This window comes from Streptomyces sp. NPDC058985, from assembly GCF_042740985.1.
Taxonomy (GTDB): domain Bacteria; phylum Actinomycetota; class Actinomycetes; order Streptomycetales; family Streptomycetaceae; genus Streptomyces.
In genome coordinates this window covers 1-19,670 of sequence record NZ_JBHYJX010000040.1, presented here as the reverse complement: position 1 = coordinate 19,670, position 19,670 = coordinate 1, and the positions used below count along the sequence as shown (strand labels likewise).

The following is a 19,670-nucleotide window of genomic DNA, read 5'->3' as shown; positions in this document are numbered from 1 at the left end:
TCGACATGCACGAGCCGCACCTCGACCGCCGACTGTTCCTGAAGGGCACGGCCGTCACCGGTGCCGCCCTCGCGCTGGGCGCCACCGCCGTACCCGCCGCCTCCGCCGCGCCCGGCGGCTTCCCCGACTACACCCACGTCCGCACCCTGCTGACGCCGTCCCAGCTCGCCTACAACCCCACCGGCGAGATCATCTTCCCGACCGTCCGGGGTGTCTACGACCGGCTGCCCGCGAGCGGCCGGCTGGGCCGCTACTACCTGTACTACGCCCCGCACGACGCCCCCGGCGGCATCTGCCTTGCCTACGGCGACTCGCTGGAGGGCCCGTTCACGGAGTACCCGGACAACCCGATCGTCTCCAACAAGTGGTCGCCGCACTACTCCGTCAGCCACGTCTCCTCCCCGCACGTGATGTGGAACGCGGAGGAGAGGGAGATGTGGCTGTACTTCCACGGGGAGAACACCACCACCCGCCTCGCCCGCTCCACGGACGGGGTGAACTTCACCTACGACAAGGTGGTGCTGACCACCTCGATGCTGCCGTCCGGCACCACGGAGACCTCGTACGCGCGGGTCTTCCGGCACGACCTGCCCTCGCGCGGCGCCCGCTACGTCATGGTGTTCATGCTGAACAACACGACCAACCACCGCGACATCGGCTGGGGCTGGTCCGCCGACGGCCGCACCTGGACGTTCGCCCAGCAGCCCCTGGTGCGCCACGGCGACGTCGGCGCGGTCAACGTGGGCGGACCGCACCTGCTGCACCGGAATGACAGCACCTACGTCGTCTACAACAAGGACAAGGAGAGCGGCGGCGACCTGATGATCACCGAGGTCGGCAACGACTTCACGCTCCGCAGGCACCTCGGCGTCTTCTACGACTCCCGCGGCTCCGCACCGGAGAACGGCCGCGCGGCCGCGCCCTCGTTCGGCACGGACCGCGGCGTGCCCTACATGATCTACGAGGCGGGTGAGCGCCTGGCGGGATCGATCGCGATGGCCCGCGGCTGACACACCCCCTCCACGGCGAAGGGGCCGCCCGTCCGAAGCGGACGGGCGGCCCCCGTGGGGTCGGTCGGGTCAGCCGACGGGCGCCGCCGGGTCCTTGCCGGCCGGGGCGGCGGCAGTCTCGCCCGCCTCCTCGGCCAGGCGCTCCATGCCGCTGGTGGTCTTCAGCGGCTTCTCCTTGATGAACACGACGGCGACCAGCGCAAGCACCGCGAACGGCGTGGCGATGAGGAACAGGTCGGCCGTGGCGACGGCGTAGGCGTGCTCGACGATCGTCCGCATCGGTGCGGGCAGCGTGGACATGTCCGGGACGCTGCTCTCGCCCGAGGCCTCACCGCCGGGCACGGTGACGCCCGCGCCGCTGAGTCCCTTGGTCATCTCACTGGCGACCCGGTTGGCGAGGATCGCGCCGAGGACGCTGACCCCGATGGTGCCGCCCATGCTGCGGAAGAAGGACAGCACGGAGGTCGCGGCGCCCAGGTCGGCGGCGGGCACGTCGTTCTGGGCGGCCAGCACCAGGTTCTGCATCAGCATGCCGACGCCGACCCCGAGCACCGCCATGTAGAGGCTGAGCAGGCCGAAGTGCGTCGTGGCGTCGATGGTGGCCAGCAGCGCCAGGCCGACGGCCATGGTGACCGCACCCGCCACCAGGTACCGCTTCCACTTGCCGGTCCGGCTGATCACCTGTCCGGCGACGGTGGACGACACCAGCAGGCCGAGGATCATCGGCAGGCTCATCAGACCCGCGACGGTCGGCGACTTGCCCAGCGACACCTGGAAGTACTGCGAGAGGAAGACGGTCCCGCCGAACATGGCGACACCGACCAGGAGACTGGCGACCGTGGTCAGGGTGACGGTGCGGTTCTTGAAGATGTCGAGCGGGATGACCGGCTCGGGCGTGCGTGCCTCGACGAGGACCGCGGCGACCAGCAGCAGCACACCGCCACCGGCCAGCGCGGCGGTCTGCCAGGAGGCCCAGTCGAACTCGTTGCCGGCCAGGGACACCCAGATGAGCAGCGCGCAGACACCGGCGACGATCAGGAAGGCGCCGAGCCAGTCGATGCGCACCTCCCGCCGCGTGGTCGGCAGGCTCAGGGTGCGCTGGAGCAGGGCGATGGCGAGCAGCGCGAAGGGGACACCGATGAAGAAACACCAGCGCCAGCCCAGCCACGAGGTGTCCACCAGGACACCGCCGACCAGCGGTCCGGCCACCGTGCCCACGGCGAAGACGGCACCGAAGATGCCGGCGTACTTGCCCAGCTGGCGGGGCGGGATGACGGAGGCCATCACGACCTGCGCGAGGGCGGTCAGACCGCCCGCGCCGATGCCCTGCACGACCCGGCTGAAGATCAGCAGGCCGACACCGTGCGAGAAGCCGGCCAGCAGCGAGCCGACGACGAACATGCCCAGCGACAGCTGGAGCAGCAGCTTCTTGTTGAAGAGGTCGGACAGCTTGCCCCACAGCGGGACGGTCGCGGTCATCGCCAGCAGTTCGGAGGTGACGACCCAGGTGTAGGAGGACTGGCTGGCGCCCAGGTCGGCGATGATCGTGGGCAGCGCGTTGGCCACGACCGTGCCGGCCAGGATCGCGACGAACATGCCGGCCATCAGACCGGACATGGCCTGGAGTATCTGCCGCTGGGTCATCGAGGTGGGAGGCGCGTCGGCAGGCGCCTGGGGTGTGGTCACGACATCTCTTTCGGTGGTGGTCGGGTGGTTCGCGAGCCCGGCGCGGAGGCTACGCGGAGGGTGCCGGCAGGCCGGCGGCGAGGAGGGTGAACACCTCGTGGAAGACGTCGAGGAAGGCGGCTTCCTGCTGGTGGGCGGACCAGTGCTCCACGCTGGTCCGCACCGCGGCGCCCGCCACCGCGGCCAGCAGCCGCGGGTAGAGACCGGACGCGGCCCCCTCGGCGCCGGTGCCGCGCAGACGTTCGGCGAGCGCCTCGGCCAGATCGGCCTCGGCCGCCATGTGGGCGCCGACGCCGCGGGCCAGGAGGTGCGGCGAGGCGTGCAGCACCTCGGCGTGCAGGCGCCACAGTTCGTGCTGCTGTTCCGCCTCGGCCAGCTCCGCCGCCATGGCCTCGCGCAGGGCCTCCAGCGGGGTGAGTGCGGGCGGCGCGTCCAGGACGGCGCGCCGCATGCGCGCCCCCGCGTCCGCGTCGATCACGACGAAGGCGTCGTCACGCGTGTCGAAGTAGTTGAAGAACGTGCGCACCGACACCCCGGCCGCCGCGCTGATCGCCTCGACGGTGACCTTCTCCGCCCCGTGCTCGGCGGCGAGGCGTACGGCCGCCTCGGCGAGGGCGGCACGCGTCGCCCGCTTCTTCCGCTCGCGCAGACCGCCTCCCGCGGCACTCTTCTCCGACATAAGTTGCATGGTATGCAAAGATGCACGGTATGCAAAATTGACTCGTCGTTCAGCCCGCGCCGCCGCTCTTTGTCACAGAGCATGAACAACTTCTGTGTCCAGAGACGAAGTTGGGGTACACCGGGCAGCAGTGCGGTCGGCACCGGGGTCGGCGCCGGTGCCGGCCGCACTGCTCGCGTCCGCGCGCCCTCCCCGCACTCCGTCCGGGACGCGACGTGACCCGAACGGCCCGCTCGGGTACCCGGCCGGCCGGTGCGGGGTTGGGATGTGCACGGGACCCCGCGCCCTCGCCGCCCGACTGTCCCCACCCGGAAAGGACCCCCGATGTCCGCCGACACGCAGCAGGCGCCCCCCGGGCCCACCGACGAGGAGCTCGCGGGCCTGGACGCCCACTGGCGCGCCGCGAACTACCTCTCCGTCGGTCAGATCTATCTGATGGCCAACCCCCTGCTGGCCGAGCCGCTCCGCCCCGAGCACGTGAAGCCCCGGCTGCTCGGCCACTGGGGCACCTCACCGGGACTCAACCTGGTCCACACCCACCTCAACCGGGTGATCAAGGCGCGCGACCTCGACGCGCTGTGCGTCTGGGGCCCCGGCCACGGAGGGCCCGCCGTGCTGGCCAACGCGTGGCTGGAGGGGTCGTACAGCGACACCTACCCGGACGTCGGCAGGGACGCGGCGGGCATGGCCCGGCTCTTCAGGCAGTTCTCGTTCCCCGGCGGGGTGCCGAGCCACGTGGCGCCCGAGACGCCGGGCTCGATCCACGAGGGCGGCGAGCTGGGCTACTCCCTCGCGCACGCCTACGGCGCCGCCTTCGACCACCCGGACCTGCTGGTCGCCTGCGTCATCGGCGACGGCGAGGCGGAGACGGGCCCGCTGGCCACCTCCTGGCACTCCAACAAGTTCCTCGACCCGGTGCACGACGGCGCGGTCCTGCCCATCCTGCACCTCAACGGCTACAAGATCGCCAACCCGACGGTCCTGGCCCGCCTCCCCGAGGACGAGCTCGACACGCTGCTGCGCGGCTACGGCCACGACCCGCTCCACGTCACCGGCGACGACCCCGCCGCCGTCCACCGCGCCATGGCGCGGGCCATGGACACCGCCCTGGACCGCATCGCCGCCCTCCAGCGCGCCGCCCGGGAGGGCGGGGCCACCGACCGCCCCCGCTGGCCGGTGATCGTGCTGCGCACGCCCAAGGGCTGGACCGGACCGGCCGAGGTCGACGGAGTGCCGGTGGAGAACACCTGGCGCGCCCACCAGGTCCCCCTGCCCGGCGTCAGGACCGACCCGGACCACCTCGCGCAACTGGAGCGGTGGCTGCGCTCCTACCGGCCCGAGGAACTGTTCGACGACACCGGCGCCCCGCGGCCCGCCGTCCTCGCCGCCGTCCCGGAGGGCACCCGGCGGCTGGGCGCCGCCCCGTACGCCAACGGCGGCCTGCTCCTGCGGGAACTGCCCCTGCCCCCGCTGGAGAAGTACGCCGTGCCCGTCGAGGCGCCCGGCGCCACCGTGCACGAACCCACCAGCGTCCTCGGCGACCTGCTCCGGGACGTCATGGACGCCACCGCCGGCCGGCGCGATTTCCGGCTCGTCGGCCCCGACGAGACCGCCTCCAACCGCCTCCAGGCCGTCTACGCCGCCAGCGGCAAGGCATGGCAGGCACGGACACTGCCCGTCGACGAGGACCTGGACCGGCACGGGCGCGTCATGGAGATCCTGTCCGAACACACCTGCCAGGGCTGGCTGGAGGGCTACCTGCTCACCGGCCGGCACGGCCTCTTCTCCTGCTACGAGGCCTTCGTCCACATCGTCGACTCGATGGTCAACCAGCACGCCAAATGGCTGCGCGTGACCCGCCGCCTGCCCTGGCGGGCACCGATCGCCTCGCTCAACTACCTGCTCACCTCCCACGTCTGGCGCCAGGACCACAACGGCTTCTCCCACCAGGACCCCGGCTTCGTCGACCACATCCTCAACAAGAGCCCCGAGGCCGTACGGGTCTACCTGCCGCCGGACGCCAACACCCTGCTCTCCGTCGCCGACCACGCGCTGCGCAGCCGCGACTACGTCAACGTGATCGTCGCCGGCAAGCAGCCCTGCTTCGACTGGCTGTCCATGGACGAGGCGCGGGCACACTGCGCGCGGGGCGCCGGCATCTGGGACTGGGCCGGCACCGAGGACGGCGGCCGCGAACCCGACGTGGTGCTCGCCTGCGCCGGCGACGTCCCGACCCAGGAGGTGCTGGCCGCCGCCCAGCTCCTCCGCCGCCACCTGCCCTCGCTCGCCGTGCGCGTGGTCAACGTCGTGGACATCGCCCGCCTGCTGCCCAGCGGCGAACACCCGCACGGCATGAGCGACTTCGAGTACGACGGCCTGTTCACCGCCGGCCGGCCGGTGATCTTCGCGTACCACGGGTACCCCTGGCTGATCCACCGGCTCGCCTACCGGCGCACCGGCCACCCCCACCTGCATGTGCGCGGCTACAAGGAGATCGGCACCACCACCACGCCGTTCGACATGGTGGTCGGCAACGACATGGACCGCTACCGCCTCGTCATGGACGTCATCGACCGGGTGCCCGGCCTCGCCGTGCGCGCCGCGGACGTACGGCAGCGGATGGCGGACGTACGGCAGCGGCACCACGACTGGATCCGCGAACACGGGGTGGACCTGCCCGAGGTCGCCGACTGGAGCTGGGCGGACTCGCGGTGACCGCCACCCCGTCGACCTGGGACTACGACCACTACGACGCGGGCGAGGAGCGGCTGCGCGAGTCGCTGTGCACGCTCGGCAACGGCTACTTCGCCACACGCGGCGCGCTGCCCGAGTGCGCCGCGGACGACACGCACTACCCGGGCACCTATGTCGCCGGCTGCTACAACCGGCTCACGTCGACGGTCGCCGGCCGCGAGGTGGAGAACGAGGACGTCGTCAACCTCCCCAACTGGCTGCCGCTGCGGTTCAGGCCCGCCGGGGAGGACTGGCTCACGCCGGACACCGCCGAGGTCCTCGACCACCGCCAGACCGTGCACCTGGACTCGGGCGTGCTGGAGCGCCGTACCCGCTTCGGCCTCGGCGGGGGCCGCGTGCTGTCGGTGCGGCAGCTGCGTCTGGTGCACATGGCCGATCCCCATCTCGCCGCCCTGCGCACGGAGTTCACGGCCGAGGGCGGCACGGTCGACCTGGAGGTGGAGTCGGCCCTCGACGGCGGCGTCACCAACTCCGGGGTGCCGCGCTACCGGGACCTGGACGGCAGCCACCTGATCCACGTGCACACCGGCAGCGCCGACGACGGCACCGTGTGGCTGCGCTGCCGCACCCGCACCTCGGACATCCGGGTGGGCATGGCGGCCCGCACCACCGCCGAGGCGCCCGTCACCCCCGCGCGCGAGCACCTGTGCGTCACCCAGCGCACGAACCCGCGCACGGAACCCGGCGGCACCGTCACCGTCGACAAGATCGTGGCCCTGCACACCTCACGCGACCCGGCGATCAGCGACCCGCTCCAGGCCGCGATCGACCGGGTGGCCGCCGCCCCCGGCTTCGACGAACTGCTGCTGACGCACCGGACCGCCTGGGGCCAGCTGTGGCGCCGCGCCGAACTCGACGTGCCCGGTGAGGCGGGCAGCATCCTGCGCCTGCACCTCTTCCACGTACTCCAGACCCTCTCCCCGCACACCGCCGACCTCGATGTGGGCGTACCCGCGCGCGGACTGCACGGCGAGGCCTACCGCGGGCACGTCTTCTGGGACGAGCTGTTCGTCCTGCCCTACCTGAACCTCCACTTCCCCGAGGTGTCCCGGGCCCTGCTCCACTACCGGCACCGCCGCCTGGAACGGGCCCGCGCCGCAGCCCGCGCGATCGGCCGACGCGGCGCGCTCTACCCCTGGCAGAGCGGCAGCGACGGCCGGGAGGAGACGCAGCAACTGCACCTCAACCCGCACTCCGGCCGCTGGCTGCCGGACCACTCCCACCTCCAGCACCATGTGGGCTCGGCGATCGCGTACAACGTGTGGCAGTACTGCGAGGCCAGCGGCGACGCCGAGTTCCTGCACACCAAGGGGGCCGAGACACTGCTCCAGATCGCCCGCTTCTGGGCCGACTCCGCCGTCTGGGACGACCGGCTCGGACGCCACCGCATCCGGGGCGTCGTCGGCCCCGACGAGTACCACGAGGCCTACCCCGGCGCCCGCCTCCCCGGCCTCGACGACAACGCCTACACCAACGTCACCGCCGCGTGGGTCCTCACCCGCACCCTGGAGGTCCTGGCCGGCCTCCCCGAACCCCGCCGCCGCGAACTCGTCGAACGCACCGCCCTGGGCGACGGCGAACTCGAACAGTGGGACAGCGTCTCCCGCACCCTCCACGTGCCCTTCCACAAAGGCGTCGTCAGCCAGTTCGAGGGCTACGGCGACCTCGCCGAACTCGACTGGGAAGGCTACCGCGAGCGCTACGGCGACATCCGGCGCCTCGACCGCGTCCTGGAGGCCGAGCACGACAGCGTGAACAACTACCAGGCGTCCAAACAGGCCGACGTGCTGATGCTGGGCTACCTCTTCTCGCCGGCCGAACTCCTCTCCCTCTTCGGCAGGCTGGGCTACCACCTGGACGAGGAGACCTGGCAGCGCACCGTCGACTACTACCTGGCCCGCACCAGTCACGGCTCCACCCTCAGCGGGCTGGTCCACGGCTGGATCCTGGCCCGCGCCCGGCGCGCCGAAGCCTGGACCTTCTGCCAGGAGGCGCTCAAGGGCGACGTCGCCGACCTCCAGGGCGGCACCACGGGCGAGGGCATCCACCTGGGCGCCATGGCGGGCACCCTCGACCTCGTCCAGCGCGGCCTGACCGGCCTGGAGACCCGCGCGGGCGCCCTGTGGCTGAACCCGGTGCCGTTGCCGGAGCTGTCCTCCTACGGGTTCTCCATCCGCTACCAGGGCCACTGGGGCGTCCGGTTCCGGCTGGAGCACGGCCGGCTGGAGATCGCGGTACCCGAGTCCGGACCGCTGCCGATCGACGTACGGCTGCCGGACCGCGAGGTGCGACTCCAGCCGGGCGACACCTGCCGGCTCGCGCTCCCCGACTGACGCCGGGGGCCGTCAGTCCGGCAGCGGGTAGGCCACCGTGCGCGGGGACCCGTCCGGCCTGCCGTCGGTGTAGGTCAGGGTGATCCGGGTGTAGTGCCGTTCACCCGGGTCCCGGTCCGAGGCCGTGGGCTGGTCGAGCCGGACGGTCACGGGGTAGGAGCGGAACGCGCCCGCTGCGCAGTAGGGGTCGCAGTCGTTGACGGCGTTGCTGCCCCGGCCCACCGCGGCCTCGGCGTCCCAGCGGTACCAGCGCATCGACACCAGGCGGCTGTTGCCGTCCCCGCAGGCCAGGATGTAGGTCCCCGGCCGCACCTCCGGCTGCCCGGCGCAGTCCACCAGCACCGGGTCCGTCGTCTGCTGGGCCGGTGCCGTCGGTGCGGCGGTGGCCGTGCCCAGGGGTACCGCGAACGCGGCGGCGGCACACAGCGTGACCGCGGCCCTCATCGGGTTCCTGCCCATGTCTGCTCCCAGCCGTCTCGGGATCGCCTGTCTCCGCTCTCCTTTCCCCGTACGACCGTACGGCCGGGCCGGGAAACGCACCACTCGTACGGAGTACCGTGACCGCCCGGCCGGGGTGGGCGACCGCCGCGCCCCGGGGTCAGAAGTCCACCGGGTCGCGTACCAGTGGACACGTCATGCAGTGCCCCCCGCCCCGGCCCCGGCCCAGTTCCGCGCCCACGATGGGGACGACCTCGACGCGGGCCTCGCGGAGCAGGGCGTTGGTGGCGGTGTTGCGGTCGTAGGTGAAGACCACGCCCGGTTCCACCGCCACGGCGTTGTTGCCGCTGTCCCACTGCTGGCGTTCGGAGGCGTAGGCGTCACCGCCCGTCTCCACCACGCGCAGCGCGGAGAGGCCGAGCGCCTTGGCGACGACGTCGACGAAGGGGGTCGTGCCCTCGTCGACGACGTCGAAGCCAGGTGCCCGGTCGGCGGGGCGCAGCGAGAAGGTGTGGACCCCGTCCATGATGCGCGGATAGAGGGTGACCACGTCGCGGTCGGCGAAGGTGAACACCGTGTCCAGGTGCATGGCGGACCGCAGCTTCGGCATCCCGGCGACCACGACGTGCTCGGCCGCGCCGTCGCGGAACAGCGCGCCCGCGACCTGGGTGATCGCCTGGCGCGAGGTGCGCTCGCTCATGCCCATGAGGACGACGCCGTTGCCCACCGGCATGATGTCCCCGCCCTCGAAGGCGGCCTGCCCCCAGTCGCGTTCGGGGTCGCCCCACCACACCGTCGAGCCCTTGAAGTCGGGGTGGAAGGTGTAGATCGCCTTCATGAGCAGTGTCTCGTCGTGCCGCGCGGGCCAGTAGAGCGGGTTGAGGGTGAGTCCGCCGTACAGCCAGCAGGTGGTGTCGCGGGTGTACAGGGTGTTGGGCAGCGGCGGCATCAGGTACTCGCGCGCTCCGGTCGACTCCCGGGCGAGCGCGAGGTACGGGGAGCGGAAGTCCTCGGGCAGGTCACCGGTGGCGAGACCGCCGACCAGGTACTCCGCGAGTTCCCGGGGCGACAGGGTCTCCAGGTAGGCGCGGGTCGCGTCGACGAGGCCGACGCCGACCCGGTTGGCGACGATCTTCCGGTCCAGGAGCCAGGCCTTCGCCTCCGGGATCGCCATGATCTGCGCCAGCAGGTCGTGCAGTTCCACCACCTCCACCCCGCGCCGGCGCAGTTCGCCGACGAACGCGGCGTGGTCGCGCTGGGCGTTCTCCACCCACATCACGTCGTCGAAGAGCAGCTCGTCCGAGTTGGTGGGGGTGAGCCGCCGGTGCGCGAGACCCGGCGAACACACCAGGACCTTGCGCAGTCTGCCGACCTCGGAGTGGACGCCGAGCGCGGGCTGCGCGGCGCTCTCGTTGCTGGTCACACTGCCTCCTTGAGAAGGACTCACAGGCTGATCCACCCGGCCGCCAGGGCGACGAGACCGAGGACGGCACCCACCACCGAGACGGCCAGGACGACTAGTTCCCCGGGCGAGAACAGCGGCCTGCCCTGTTCGCGGCGGGCCATCACGAACAGGGCGGTCGCCGGGGCGTAGAGGATGAAGGACACCAACAGGAACTTCAGACCGGCCGCGTACAGCAGGAACGCCGTGTACAGGGTCGCGACGACCGCGCAGGTCAGTTCCCGCCGGGAGGTGCGGCCGCCCTCGGTGCGCGGATCGTCCCGGCTGCCGATGCGCACCGCGAACCCCGCCGCCAGCAGGTACGGGACCAGGGAGAGGGCACTGGTCAGGTTGAGCGCGAAGTTGAACGCGTCGTCCGAGAAACTGGTGGCGATCAGCACCACCTGGGTGAGCAGCGAGGTCATCAGCAGCGCCGGCACGGGCACGTCCACGGCGTTGGCACGGCGCAGGAAGCGCGGCATGTCGTCGTCCTTGGCCGCGACGAAGAGCACCTCCGCCGCCATCAGTGTCCAGGCCAGGTAGGCGCCCAGCACCGACACGATCAGGCCGACGCTGATGAACACCCTGCCCCAGGTGCCGACGGCCGACTCCAGCACGCCCGCCATGGACGGCTGGCGCAGGGCGGCGATCTCGTCCATCGGCATGATGCCGTACGACACGATGGTGACCGACGCGAAGACGGCGAAGACGCTGAGGAAGCCCAGCACCGTCGCCCGGCCCACGTCGGAGCGGCGTCTGGCGTGCCGGGAGTAGACACTGGCGCCCTCGACGCCGAGGAAGACGAAGACGGTGGCCAGCATGGTGCCGCGCACCTGTGTGAACAGGGAGCCGGCGTAGTCGGCCCCGCCGAAGTTGTCGGCGAACACACTTGGTTCGAAGTACACCAGGGCCAGGATGACGAAGAAGACGATGGGGACGAGCTTGGCGACGGTGACGACCCTGTTGATGGCGGTCGCCTCCTTCACACCGCGCCGGATGATCCAGAAGAAGGCCCACAGCCCGAGGGAGGACAGGACGACCGCGAGGGCGGTGTCCCCGTCGCCGAGGGCCGGCCAGACGGAGCCCGCGGTCGACATGATGAGGACCCAGTAGGTCACGTTGCCCACACAGGTGCTGGCCCAGTAGCCGAAGGCGGCGAAGAAGCCCAGGTACTCGCCGAAGCCCGCCTTGGCGTACGCGTAGACACCCGCGTCGAGGTCGGGCCGGCGTACGGCCAGGGACTGGAAGACGAAGGCCAGCATCAGCATGCCGGTACCGGCGATCGCCCACGCGATGAGCGCCCCGGCGACGCCGGTCTCCTCGGCGAAGCGGCCCGGCAGTGAGAACACACCCGCGCCCACCATCGACCCGACCACCATGGCGGTCAGGGTGAACAACGGCAGTTTGGCGGTGGGCGGGGATGCGCCTTCGGCGTCGGAAGCAGCGGCCTGCGACATGCCGTCCCTCCGGGTGGCTGGGCGACTGGGACCACTGTGCCTCAGGTGGCGGAGGCGGGCATCCCGGCCGGGGCGCCGGTCACTGCGCGGTGCGCAGGTCGGTGCCGCGCCGGGCCAGGCTGAGGACACCCATGACGATCAGGCCCACACCGAGCAACTGCGGCAGGACCCACCAGTCACCGCGCACGTCCTCGCGGTACAGGACCACGCCGAGCAGCAGGCTGACCGTCGCGTCGCCCAGGGTCAGGGCGGGCTGGGAGGCGACGAGCGGGCCGCCCTGCATGGCGTGCTCCAGGAGAAGCACGGCACACACTCCGGCCACGGCGAACCCGTAGGTCTGCCAGGCGGTCAGGAAACCGGTCACGCCGTCGGAGTCCAGGACACGCATGGAGTCCTTCATCAGACCGGCCGTCAGCGCGTAGCACACCGCGGTGGCCGCGCCGAGGCATCCGGCGCGGGCCTTGCCGACCGGCCGCTTCAGTCCGGCCGCCGCGAGCAGCACGGCCACCCCGGCACATGCCACCAGCGCGGGCACCCAGCGGTCCAGCGGCACGTCCGCCTCGCCGTGGTCCGGTGCCGCCGAGCCCAGCGCGACACCCAGCCCGACGACCACCGCGCCCACGGCCAGCCACATGGCCTGGGGAAGCTTGCCGCCGGTCATCAGCGAGGCGAGCAGCAGGGCCAGCGGAAGCTCCAGCACGAACAGGGGCTGTACGAGTGACAGGGGCCCCGTCGCCAGTGCCACCGCCTGCCCCACACCGGCCACCACGACGGCCAGCATGCCGCCGAGCCACACGGGCCGCCGGAGCAGGTCGAGGACGAGCCCCGGGCGGAAACCCTGTGACTGCGGCACACTCAGCGCGGCACGCCGCTGGAGCACGGTGGCCAGCGCGTTGCTGAACGCGGCGAGGAGTGCGAAGAGCACCGGCAGCACAAAGCCCATCCACCGATACTCGCCCCGGTTCGCCCCGGCCGCGCGCCGCACCGCGCCCAGGGGGCGGTGCGCTCAGCTGCCGCCCTGCGCGGACGGCTCGGCGCTCGCGGTGTCCTGCTTCTGCTTCGGCGCGGCGGCGGCGTCGGCGGTGTAGTAGACCGAGGAGCCCTGCTTGGTGCGCTGGGCCAGGTTCTTGGCGACGAGCCCTTCGAGGGTGGTGCGCACGACCGTGGTCTTGACGTTGCGCTCGGCGTGGGCCTTGCCGAGCGCCGTGGTGACCTCCGCGGCGGACCGCGGCTCGCTCGCCTCGACGAGGTGGGTCCGCACCAGTTCGACCAGCGTGGGCTGGGCGGTGGCCGGCGCGGGTGCCTTCTTCGCCGCGGGCTTGGCGGCGGCCTTCGTGGCCGCCTTGGTGGTGGCCTTGCCGGCCTGCTTGGTGCCGGCCTTGGGGGCCTGCTTCGCGGCGGACTTCGCGGCCGACTTGGCGGCGGGCTTCGTCGCCGACGGCTTGGTGGCCTGCTTGACGCCCGGCTTCGGCGCGGCGGCGCGCTTGGGCGCCGTCGCGGCCTTCTTTCCGCGCGCACGTCCGCGGGCGGCCGGCTCGGCGGGGGCGCTGTCGCGCGGCGCGGGCACGGTGGCCGCACCGGTCGCGGGCTCCTGCGCGGCGACGCCGAGCGCCTGCTGCACGCTCACCAGCAGGGCGTGGTCGTGCTGCAGCGCGGCCAACTGCTGCTGGAGCGCGGTGAGCTCCGCGCTGACACGTTCCTGCTCCTTGACGTTGCGCTCCAGGTCGTCGGTGACCTGGACGCTGTACTGCGACGCCAGTTGGGTGGCGGACTGCGTCGTGCTCTCGGACATGAGGGTGACTCTCCTCGATTCGCGGCCGTGAAGGCTCGTGAGGAACGGTGGGACACACAGATAGTACGGACGAACAGCGTCTGTTGTTCCCCTGTTTGCTGCCGGGCCGGTATACCACGTATGGCCGCCGACGTGGTATGTGCCGCCGCAATCTCGTGTGTGTGTTCGGAACACATGGCTCCCGCGCTCACCCGCCCTGGGGCACCTCCACGATCCTTCCGTCCTCGTCGACGGTGTGTGTCTGCCAGTAGATGTCCCACTCGTCGCCGACGTGCTCGGGCACCTTGCCCTCGGGGTACCGGGTGTAACCCCTCGGCGGTTCCTCGTCGTTGGGCACACATGCGCTGCCGGTGCCGCCGACGGACATGACCGGGTACTCGCCGCCGCCGCAGGTCGCCTCCTCGATGGAGCAGCCGGTCATGACCGCCGCGGCGGCCGCACAGGCCAGGACCAGGTGAACTCGCTTGCCGGTACGCACGATTGGCTCCCTCGGGTGTTGATGACCCAAGCCTCCCGCGGCGGGTGGGACACATCATGAGTACGGATACTCAACCGGATGTGTCCCGCTGTCCGACGCGCGTGACCAGACGGTCCACCCGGCGCGCCGCCGCACGTGCCTCCCGCTCCGCCCCGGTCACCGCCTGCCGGGCCGTACGGGCCGCCTCGTCGGCGTCCCGCCGTTCCCGCCCGGTCCGGTCGAGGTCCTCGCGTGCCGCGCGCAGTCCGTCCTCCGCGGCCGACACCGCCTCGCGGGCACGGTCGTGCTCCTCGTCCGTCCGACGGAGCACCGTCTCGGCGTCCGCCTGCCGCGCCTGTGCGTCCCGCAGTCGTTCCGCAGCCCGCTCCGCCTCCTGTTCGGCGCGTGCGAGGTCCTCCCGCCGTTTGCGGCGCCGCTCGGCGAGTTCGTCCTCGGCCCCGGTGCGAGCAGGTGCCTTCCGGGGCGCCGGTGCCGGTGCCGGCGCGGGTGTCGCGGGTGCGGCCGGGGAGGTGTCCGGGGGGAACTCCGACGGCGGGGTGAGCGAGACCTCCAGGCGACCGCCGGACCACCGGTCGGCGGCGTCCTGGTCGGCGAGGACCGCGCGCAGGGTCGACTCGACCTCCCGCTGCGCCCCCTGGGACAACCGGTGCCCGGCCTCGCCGGCGAGCTGCGCGGCCTGCCGGGACAGAGCGGCGACGATGCGCCGCCGCTGCGCCGACAGCTCCCTGAGTCCGGCGGCGTCCAGGGTGCGGTGCGCCTCGCGCAGTGACTGCCCCAGTTCCAGGAACCGTCGGCTCTCCTCCGGCTGGGAGCGGGCCAGCAGGTTCGCCGCCCAGGCCGCGAGCGTGGGCCTGCGAGCGGCGTGGATCACCCGCGCGTCCTCCTTGCGGCCGTCCGTCCTCGCGGCGGCGGCGTGTTCCTCGCGGCGGGAGACGAAGCCGGACGGAGGTGTCGTGTACAGCTCGTCGAGGACCGACTCGACCGAGCCCGTGTCGACCGAGCCCGTGTCGGGGGTGCCGGTCTTCCCGCCCTGCCCGCTCCTGCGCCGCATGGCCTTCCGCCTCCTCCCTCGGGGCCCGCGCCCGTACCTCCTGTCTACGGTCACCCCGCGGGCCCCGCGACCGGAGCGGCACCTTGCTTGCCTAATTGAATTAGGCAAGCGCATAATCAACGAAGGAAAGCGCGACGCAGCGAGACGCACCACCACCGCCGGAGGCGACATGCACACCACGGACGACTGGATCACCACGCCCCTCACCGGGGACCTCCTGCGGGGCGCCCTCGACCTGGAGCGCACGGAGCACGGCCTGCTGCCCCACCGGCTCCCCGCCGCGGCCCGCGCCCAGAACACGGACGGACAGCTGGCCATGGCCGAGTCCCAGCCCTCCGGCGTGCGCCTCGTCCTGCGCACCCGCGCCACCGCGCTCGAACTGGACACCCTGCCCACCAAGCGGGCCTACGTCGGCGCCCCGCCACGCCCGGAGGGGGTCTACGAACTGCTCGTCGACGGCCGCCCGTCGGGCCGGGGCAGCGTCGCCGGCGGCAACATCCTGACCATCGACATGACCACCGGCACGACGGACGTCGAGCGCGGTCCGGTCGGCACCCTGCGCTTCGCCGACCTGCCCGAGGGTGCCAAGGACATCGAGATCTGGCTGCCGCACAACGAGACCACCGAACTCGTCGCCCTGCGCACCAACGCCCCCGTCGAGCCCGTCCCGGACCACGGCCGCAGGGTCTGGCTGCACCACGGCAGCTCGATCAGCCACGGCTCCGACGCCGCGGGCCCCACCACGACCTGGCCGGCGCTCGCCGCCACCCTCGGCGGCGTCGAACTCGTCAACCTCGGACTGGCCGGCAGCGCCCTGCTCGACCCGTTCACCGCGCGCGCCATGCGCGACACCCCGGCCGACCTGATCAGCGTCAAGATCGGCATCAACGTGGTCAACGCCGACCTCATGCGCCTGCGTGCCTTCGGCCCGGCCGTGCACGGCTTCCTCGACACCCTCCGCGACGGTCATCCCACCGCCCCGCTGCTGGTCGTCTCGCCCATCCTGTGCCCCGTCCACGAGGACACCCCCGGCCCCCTCGCCCCCGACTTCTCCGGTGTCGCCGAGGGACGGATGAGCTGGGTGGCCACGGGCGACCCGGCGGAGCGCGCGAGCGGGAAGCTGACCCTGAACGTCATCCGGGACGAGCTGGCCAGGATCGTGGCGCAGCGGTCCGCCACCGACCCGCACCTGCACTACATGGACGGCCGCGACCTCTACGGCGAGGCCGACACCGCCGAACTGCCCCTGCCCGACGGCCTCCACCCGGACGCGGCCACCCACCGCCGCATGGGCGAACGCTTCGCCAAGCTGGCCTTCGCCGACCAGGGCGCCTTCAGCGACTGACCCCGACCCCGGCCCTCACGCGCCGACGACCGCGGCGAAGCGCCGGGCGACCTCGTGCCAGACCGCCTCGGCCGCGGGCTCGTCGCGCTCCGCCCGGCGGGACAGCTCCACCGGGTCCAGTCCTCTCGCCCGGAGCCGCCCGGCGTCCCACGCCCGGACCCGGTCCGCCCCGGCCTCGGGGTGGAACTGCACGCCCCACGCCCGCTCACCGACGCGGAACGCCTGGTAAGGGCACCGCTCGCTCTCCATCAGCCAGGTGGCGCCGGGCGGCAGGGCGGTGACGGCGTCCTTGTGGTGCTGGACCGCCGTCACCCGCGACGGCAGACCCCGCAGGAGCGGATCGTCCCGGGCCTCCGACCGCAGGCTCAGCGGCGTGCTCCCGAACTCCGGTTCGCCGTGGTCGCCCCGTACCGTCCCACCCGACACCCGGGCGAGCAACTGCCCGCCGAGGCAGATCCCGAACACGGCGGCACCCCGCTCCACCGCCTCCGCGACCACCGCGCGGGTCGGCGCGAGCCAGGGCGCCCGCTCGTCGTCGTCGGGCAGAAAACCGCCGCCGAGCACCACCACGCCCTCGTGCTCCGCACGCCGGGGGAGTGGCGCTCCGGCGTGCGCGTGCACCACGTCCAGCGACAGCCCCTCCGCGACCAGCCAGTCACCGAACCGGCCCGGCCCGCCACCGGCATGGTTCTGCACGACGAGCACCCGCGGCATCGCCCACCCCCCACGCTCCCGCGCCTCACCTGCGCGACATGTACAGACTCAGAGCCTTGTGCAGCACCCTGTTGAGCGGGTAGTCCCACTCGCCGAGGTACTCGACCGCCTGCCCGCCCGCGCCGGCCTTGAACCGCACCAGTCCCAGCAGGTGGTCGTCCTCGTCCAGGGTGTCGGTGATGCCGCGGAAGTCGTAGACGGCCGCGCCCCTTTCGTGGGCGTCGCACATCATCCGCCACTGCAGGGCGCTGCTGGGCTGCACCTCGCGCCGGCGGGCGGTGGACGCGCCGTAGGAGTACCAGACGTGTTCCCCGACGGTCAGCATGGTGGCCGCGGCCAGCACCTCCCCGTCGTGATGGGCGAGGTAGAGACGCATACGGTCGGGGTCCTCGGCCGTCAGCGCGGTCCACATGCGCCGGAAGTAGTCGAGCGGCCGGGGGACGAACCGGTCCCGTTCGGCGGTCTCGACGTACAGCTCGTGGAACGCGCCCAGGTCCTCCTGATCGCCACGGACCACCTTCACGCCCGCCTTCTCCGCCTTCTTGATGTTGCGGCGCCACTGCTGGTTGAGGCCGCCCCGCACATCCTCCAGGGAGCGCCCCGCGAGCGGCACCTGGCAGACGTAGCGCGGCTGGCCCGCCGCGAAGGCGTCCTCGGCGCCCGCCTCGGCGCGCCGCCAGCCCATCCCGCGCAGCCGTTCCGCGATCTCGTCCGCCCCGGCCTCCCGCACCGTGGCCTCCACGTCACCGAGCCGCCGGGTTCCCGGGTCGGCGATCGCGGCCTTCACCGCGTCGGCGCTCCAGCGCCGGGCCACCACCGGGGGACCCATCTTCACCGAGAAGGCACCCCGCGAGCGCAGATGCGCGAGCATCGGCTCCAGCAGGCCCTCCAGGTCCGCGGCGCCCCAGTCGATGACCGGACCCTCGGGCAGGTACGCCAGACAGCGACGCAGCCCCGGCAACGGCCGCATCAGCACCAGCCCGGCGCCCACGAGAGTGCCGTCCTCGTCGAACCAGCCCAGGCTCTCGGCGCGCCAGTCGGGTTTCACGTCTCCCCACGCGGGAGTCTGGAGATGGCTCACGGACGGCCGGGCCGCGACGAAACGCAGGTGTTCCTCGCGGCTGATCGCCTTCACGTGCCGGCTCATGGGCGGCGCCCCTTCGTTCGACGTCGTCGGGTGGGTGGGGGAGGGAGACGGCCGACGGGGTCGGTGGGGCCGCGGTCCCCTCCTCACAGGGAATACCGCCGGCCGCCGATCCGCGCGGGCTACCGGCCGTTCGGGCCGCCCCGGTACCGGCCCACCCGCCGCGCGCCGACCACACACACCCGAGTGCTCCGCCCGGCGCGCGAGGGCGCGCACCCGGTGCGAGCGTGGGTGGCCAGGACGGTGCGGGACAGAACGGAGCGGACGGTCATGGCACGGGCGATCTGGACCGGTGTGATCACGTTCGGGCTGGTCTCCGTGCCCGTCGGTCTCTTCACCGCGACCGAGGACCACACGGTCCACTTCCACCAGTTGCAGCGCGGCACCTCGGACCGGATCCGCAACCGGCGGGTCAACGAGCGCACCGGCGACGAGGTCGACGCCGCCGACATCGTCAAGGGATTCGAGGTGAGCGACGGCGAGTACGTCGTCGTGGAGCCCGGCGAACTCGACGAGATCGCGCCGGGCCGCTCCCGCACCCTGGAGATCACCGACTTCGTCGACCTGGACCGGATCGAGCCGGTGTACTTCGGCCGCACCTACTACGTCGCCCCGCGCGGTGAGGCATACCTCAAGGTCTACGGGTTGCTGCGCACCGCCCTGGCGGAGACCGGCAAGGCCGGCGTCGCCACCTTCGTGATGCGCAACCGGCAGTACCTCACCGCGCTCCGGGCCGAGGACCGGGTCCTGCTGCTGCAGACACTGCACTGGGCCGACGAGGTCCGCGACCCGGTCGAGGAACTGCCCGAGCTGCCGACGGGCCGGGTGGGCCGCGGCAAGGAACTGGACATGGCGCTGCGGCTGGTCGACGCCCTCAGCGCCCCCTGGGACCCGGCCCGCTATCACGACACCTACCAGGAGAAGGTCCGCGAGCTGGTCCGGGCCAAGGCCGAGGGCGAGGAGATCGCCGTCGCCGAGGAGGCACCGCGGGCCACCGACGTCGTCGACCTGATGGACGTACTGCGGGGCAGCCTGGAACAGGCGCGGGGCGCGGGCGGCAAGCGGTCGTCCGTACCTCGGAAGAAGGCCACCGCCCCTTCTCGCGAGGCCAGGCCCAAGCGGTCCGAGCTGCGGGAGCTGAGCAAGGCCGAGCTGTACCAGCGGGCCACCGAACAGGACGTCGTCGGACGTTCGAAGATGAGCCGCGCCGAGCTCGTCGACGCGCTCGCCGGTGCCGGCGGGCGCCGCAAGAAGAAGAGCGCCGCCTGAGCCGGAGACCCGGCTCAGGCGGCGCACCGCCTGTCATGTGCTCAGGTGGTGCTGAGCATGCCCTCCCGCAGGCGGCCCA

The 19,670-nt window shown here is 72.4% G+C and carries 16 protein-coding genes; 5 read left to right on the top strand and 11 right to left on the bottom strand.

Going from position 1 to position 19,670, the window contains the following annotated elements:
* The first annotated feature begins 5 nt into the window (after positions 1 to 5).
* On the top strand, positions 6 to 1,010 hold the full coding sequence (locus ACFW01_RS28805) for a twin-arginine translocation signal domain-containing protein (RefSeq protein WP_384508307.1): 1,005 nt from the start codon (positions 6 to 8) through the stop codon (positions 1,008 to 1,010).
* 69 nt (positions 1,011 to 1,079) lie between these two features.
* Here the strand turns inward: ACFW01_RS28805 and ACFW01_RS28800 are convergent, their stop codons facing one another.
* Both ACFW01_RS28800 and ACFW01_RS28795 read right to left on the bottom strand, forming a co-directional pair.
* Positions 1,080 to 2,654 (bottom strand): MDR family MFS transporter, encoded by a 1,575-nt coding sequence (locus ACFW01_RS28800; RefSeq protein ID WP_384508428.1) that lies wholly within the window; start codon positions 2,652 to 2,654, stop codon positions 1,080 to 1,082.
* A 91-nt stretch (positions 2,655 to 2,745) separates the two neighbouring features.
* Positions 2,746 to 3,384, bottom strand: coding sequence for a TetR/AcrR family transcriptional regulator (locus tag ACFW01_RS28795; RefSeq protein WP_234956099.1), 639 nt, complete (start codon positions 3,382 to 3,384; stop codon positions 2,746 to 2,748).
* A 315-nt stretch (positions 3,385 to 3,699) separates the two neighbouring features.
* On the opposite strand from ACFW01_RS28795, the gene ACFW01_RS28790 reads away from it, so the two are divergent.
* Together ACFW01_RS28790 and ACFW01_RS28785 are read left to right on the top strand one after the other, a co-directional pair.
* Complete coding sequence (locus ACFW01_RS28790; protein WP_384508305.1) at positions 3,700 to 6,090, top strand: phosphoketolase; 2,391 nt, start codon at positions 3,700 to 3,702, stop codon at positions 6,088 to 6,090.
* Positions 6,087 to 8,462 carry a glycosyl hydrolase family 65 protein gene (locus tag ACFW01_RS28785; RefSeq protein ID WP_234956102.1) on the top strand — a complete coding sequence of 792 codons (2,376 nt, stop codon included), beginning with the start codon at positions 6,087 to 6,089 and terminating at the stop codon, positions 8,460 to 8,462. Before ACFW01_RS28790 ends, ACFW01_RS28785 begins: the two co-directional genes overlap by 4 nt.
* A gap of 12 nt (positions 8,463 to 8,474) precedes the next feature.
* On the opposite strand, the gene ACFW01_RS28780 is transcribed toward ACFW01_RS28785, so the two are convergent.
* From ACFW01_RS28780 to ACFW01_RS28750, 7 genes are all read right to left on the bottom strand, one after another.
* Positions 8,475 to 8,921: a hypothetical protein gene (locus tag ACFW01_RS28780; RefSeq protein ID WP_234956103.1), complete on the bottom strand. Its 447-nt coding sequence runs from the start codon at positions 8,919 to 8,921 to the stop codon at positions 8,475 to 8,477.
* A 139-nt stretch (positions 8,922 to 9,060) separates the two neighbouring features.
* On the bottom strand, positions 9,061 to 10,323 hold the full coding sequence (locus ACFW01_RS28775; RefSeq protein WP_384508301.1) for an arginine deiminase: 1,263 nt from the start codon (positions 10,321 to 10,323) through the stop codon (positions 9,061 to 9,063).
* A gap of 20 nt (positions 10,324 to 10,343) precedes the next feature.
* Positions 10,344 to 11,798 carry a basic amino acid/polyamine antiporter gene (locus ACFW01_RS28770; protein WP_234956105.1) on the bottom strand — a complete coding sequence of 485 codons (1,455 nt, stop codon included), beginning with the start codon at positions 11,796 to 11,798 and terminating at the stop codon, positions 10,344 to 10,346.
* Between the two features lie 79 nt (positions 11,799 to 11,877).
* Positions 11,878 to 12,741, bottom strand: coding sequence for a DMT family transporter (locus tag ACFW01_RS28765; protein WP_384508297.1), 864 nt, complete (start codon positions 12,739 to 12,741; stop codon positions 11,878 to 11,880).
* A 63-nt stretch (positions 12,742 to 12,804) separates the two neighbouring features.
* The gene (locus ACFW01_RS28760) at positions 12,805 to 13,590 is read right to left on the bottom strand and encodes a BlaI/MecI/CopY family transcriptional regulator (RefSeq protein ID WP_384508294.1); all 786 of its coding nucleotides are present in this window, start codon (positions 13,588 to 13,590) and stop codon (positions 12,805 to 12,807) included.
* Positions 13,591 to 13,777: 187 nt separating this feature from the next.
* Positions 13,778 to 14,068 carry an SCO0607 family lipoprotein gene (locus ACFW01_RS28755; RefSeq protein WP_384508291.1) on the bottom strand — a complete coding sequence of 97 codons (291 nt, stop codon included), beginning with the start codon at positions 14,066 to 14,068 and terminating at the stop codon, positions 13,778 to 13,780.
* Positions 14,069 to 14,138: 70 nt separating this feature from the next.
* Complete coding sequence (locus ACFW01_RS28750) at positions 14,139 to 15,119, bottom strand: hypothetical protein (protein ID WP_234956108.1); 981 nt, start codon at positions 15,117 to 15,119, stop codon at positions 14,139 to 14,141.
* 169 nt (positions 15,120 to 15,288) lie between these two features.
* Here ACFW01_RS28750 and ACFW01_RS28745 point away from each other — a divergent pair, with 169 nt between their 5' ends.
* Positions 15,289 to 16,464 carry a GDSL-type esterase/lipase family protein gene (locus ACFW01_RS28745; protein WP_384508288.1) on the top strand — a complete coding sequence of 392 codons (1,176 nt, stop codon included), beginning with the start codon at positions 15,289 to 15,291 and terminating at the stop codon, positions 16,462 to 16,464.
* Between the two features lie 15 nt (positions 16,465 to 16,479).
* On the opposite strand, the gene ACFW01_RS28740 is transcribed toward ACFW01_RS28745, so the two are convergent.
* Positions 16,480 to 17,178, bottom strand: coding sequence for a type 1 glutamine amidotransferase (locus ACFW01_RS28740; protein WP_234956111.1), 699 nt, complete (start codon positions 17,176 to 17,178; stop codon positions 16,480 to 16,482).
* Positions 17,179 to 17,203: 25 nt separating this feature from the next.
* Positions 17,204 to 18,325: a peptidoglycan bridge formation glycyltransferase FemA/FemB family protein gene (locus ACFW01_RS28735; RefSeq protein ID WP_234956113.1), complete on the bottom strand. Its 1,122-nt coding sequence runs from the start codon at positions 18,323 to 18,325 to the stop codon at positions 17,204 to 17,206.
* 267 nt (positions 18,326 to 18,592) lie between these two features.
* Here ACFW01_RS28735 and ACFW01_RS28730 point away from each other — a divergent pair, with 267 nt between their 5' ends.
* Entirely contained in the window at positions 18,593 to 19,591 is a 999-nt protein-coding gene (locus ACFW01_RS28730) for a Ku protein (RefSeq protein ID WP_234956115.1), read from the top strand.
* Positions 19,592 to 19,670: the final 79 nt, after the last annotated feature.

Bases quoted from the DNA above. Each gene is read 5' to 3' on its own strand.
- ACFW01_RS28800 (WP_384508428.1), bottom strand. From the start codon at position 2,654: ATGACCCAGCGGCAGATACTCCAGGCCATGTCCGGTCTGATGGCCGGC.
- ACFW01_RS28805 (WP_384508307.1), top strand. From the start codon at position 6: ATGCACGAGCCGCACCTCGACCGCCGACTGTTCCTGAAGGGCACGGCC.
- ACFW01_RS28735 (WP_234956113.1), bottom strand. From the start codon at position 18,325: ATGAGCCGGCACGTGAAGGCGATCAGCCGCGAGGAACACCTGCGTTTC.
- ACFW01_RS28730 (WP_234956115.1), top strand. From the start codon at position 18,593: ATGGCACGGGCGATCTGGACCGGTGTGATCACGTTCGGGCTGGTCTCC.
- ACFW01_RS28795 (WP_234956099.1), bottom strand. From the start codon at position 3,384: ATGCAACTTATGTCGGAGAAGAGTGCCGCGGGAGGCGGTCTGCGCGAG.
- ACFW01_RS28765 (WP_384508297.1), bottom strand. From the start codon at position 12,741: ATGGGCTTTGTGCTGCCGGTGCTCTTCGCACTCCTCGCCGCGTTCAGC.
- ACFW01_RS28770 (WP_234956105.1), bottom strand. From the start codon at position 11,798: ATGTCGCAGGCCGCTGCTTCCGACGCCGAAGGCGCATCCCCGCCCACC.
- ACFW01_RS28745 (WP_384508288.1), top strand. From the start codon at position 15,289: ATGCACACCACGGACGACTGGATCACCACGCCCCTCACCGGGGACCTC.
- ACFW01_RS28740 (WP_234956111.1), bottom strand. From the start codon at position 17,178: ATGCCGCGGGTGCTCGTCGTGCAGAACCATGCCGGTGGCGGGCCGGGC.
- ACFW01_RS28780 (WP_234956103.1), bottom strand. From the start codon at position 8,921: ATGGGCAGGAACCCGATGAGGGCCGCGGTCACGCTGTGTGCCGCCGCC.
- ACFW01_RS28760 (WP_384508294.1), bottom strand. From the start codon at position 13,590: ATGTCCGAGAGCACGACGCAGTCCGCCACCCAACTGGCGTCGCAGTAC.
- ACFW01_RS28790 (WP_384508305.1), top strand. From the start codon at position 3,700: ATGTCCGCCGACACGCAGCAGGCGCCCCCCGGGCCCACCGACGAGGAG.
- ACFW01_RS28750 (WP_234956108.1), bottom strand. From the start codon at position 15,119: ATGCGGCGCAGGAGCGGGCAGGGCGGGAAGACCGGCACCCCCGACACG.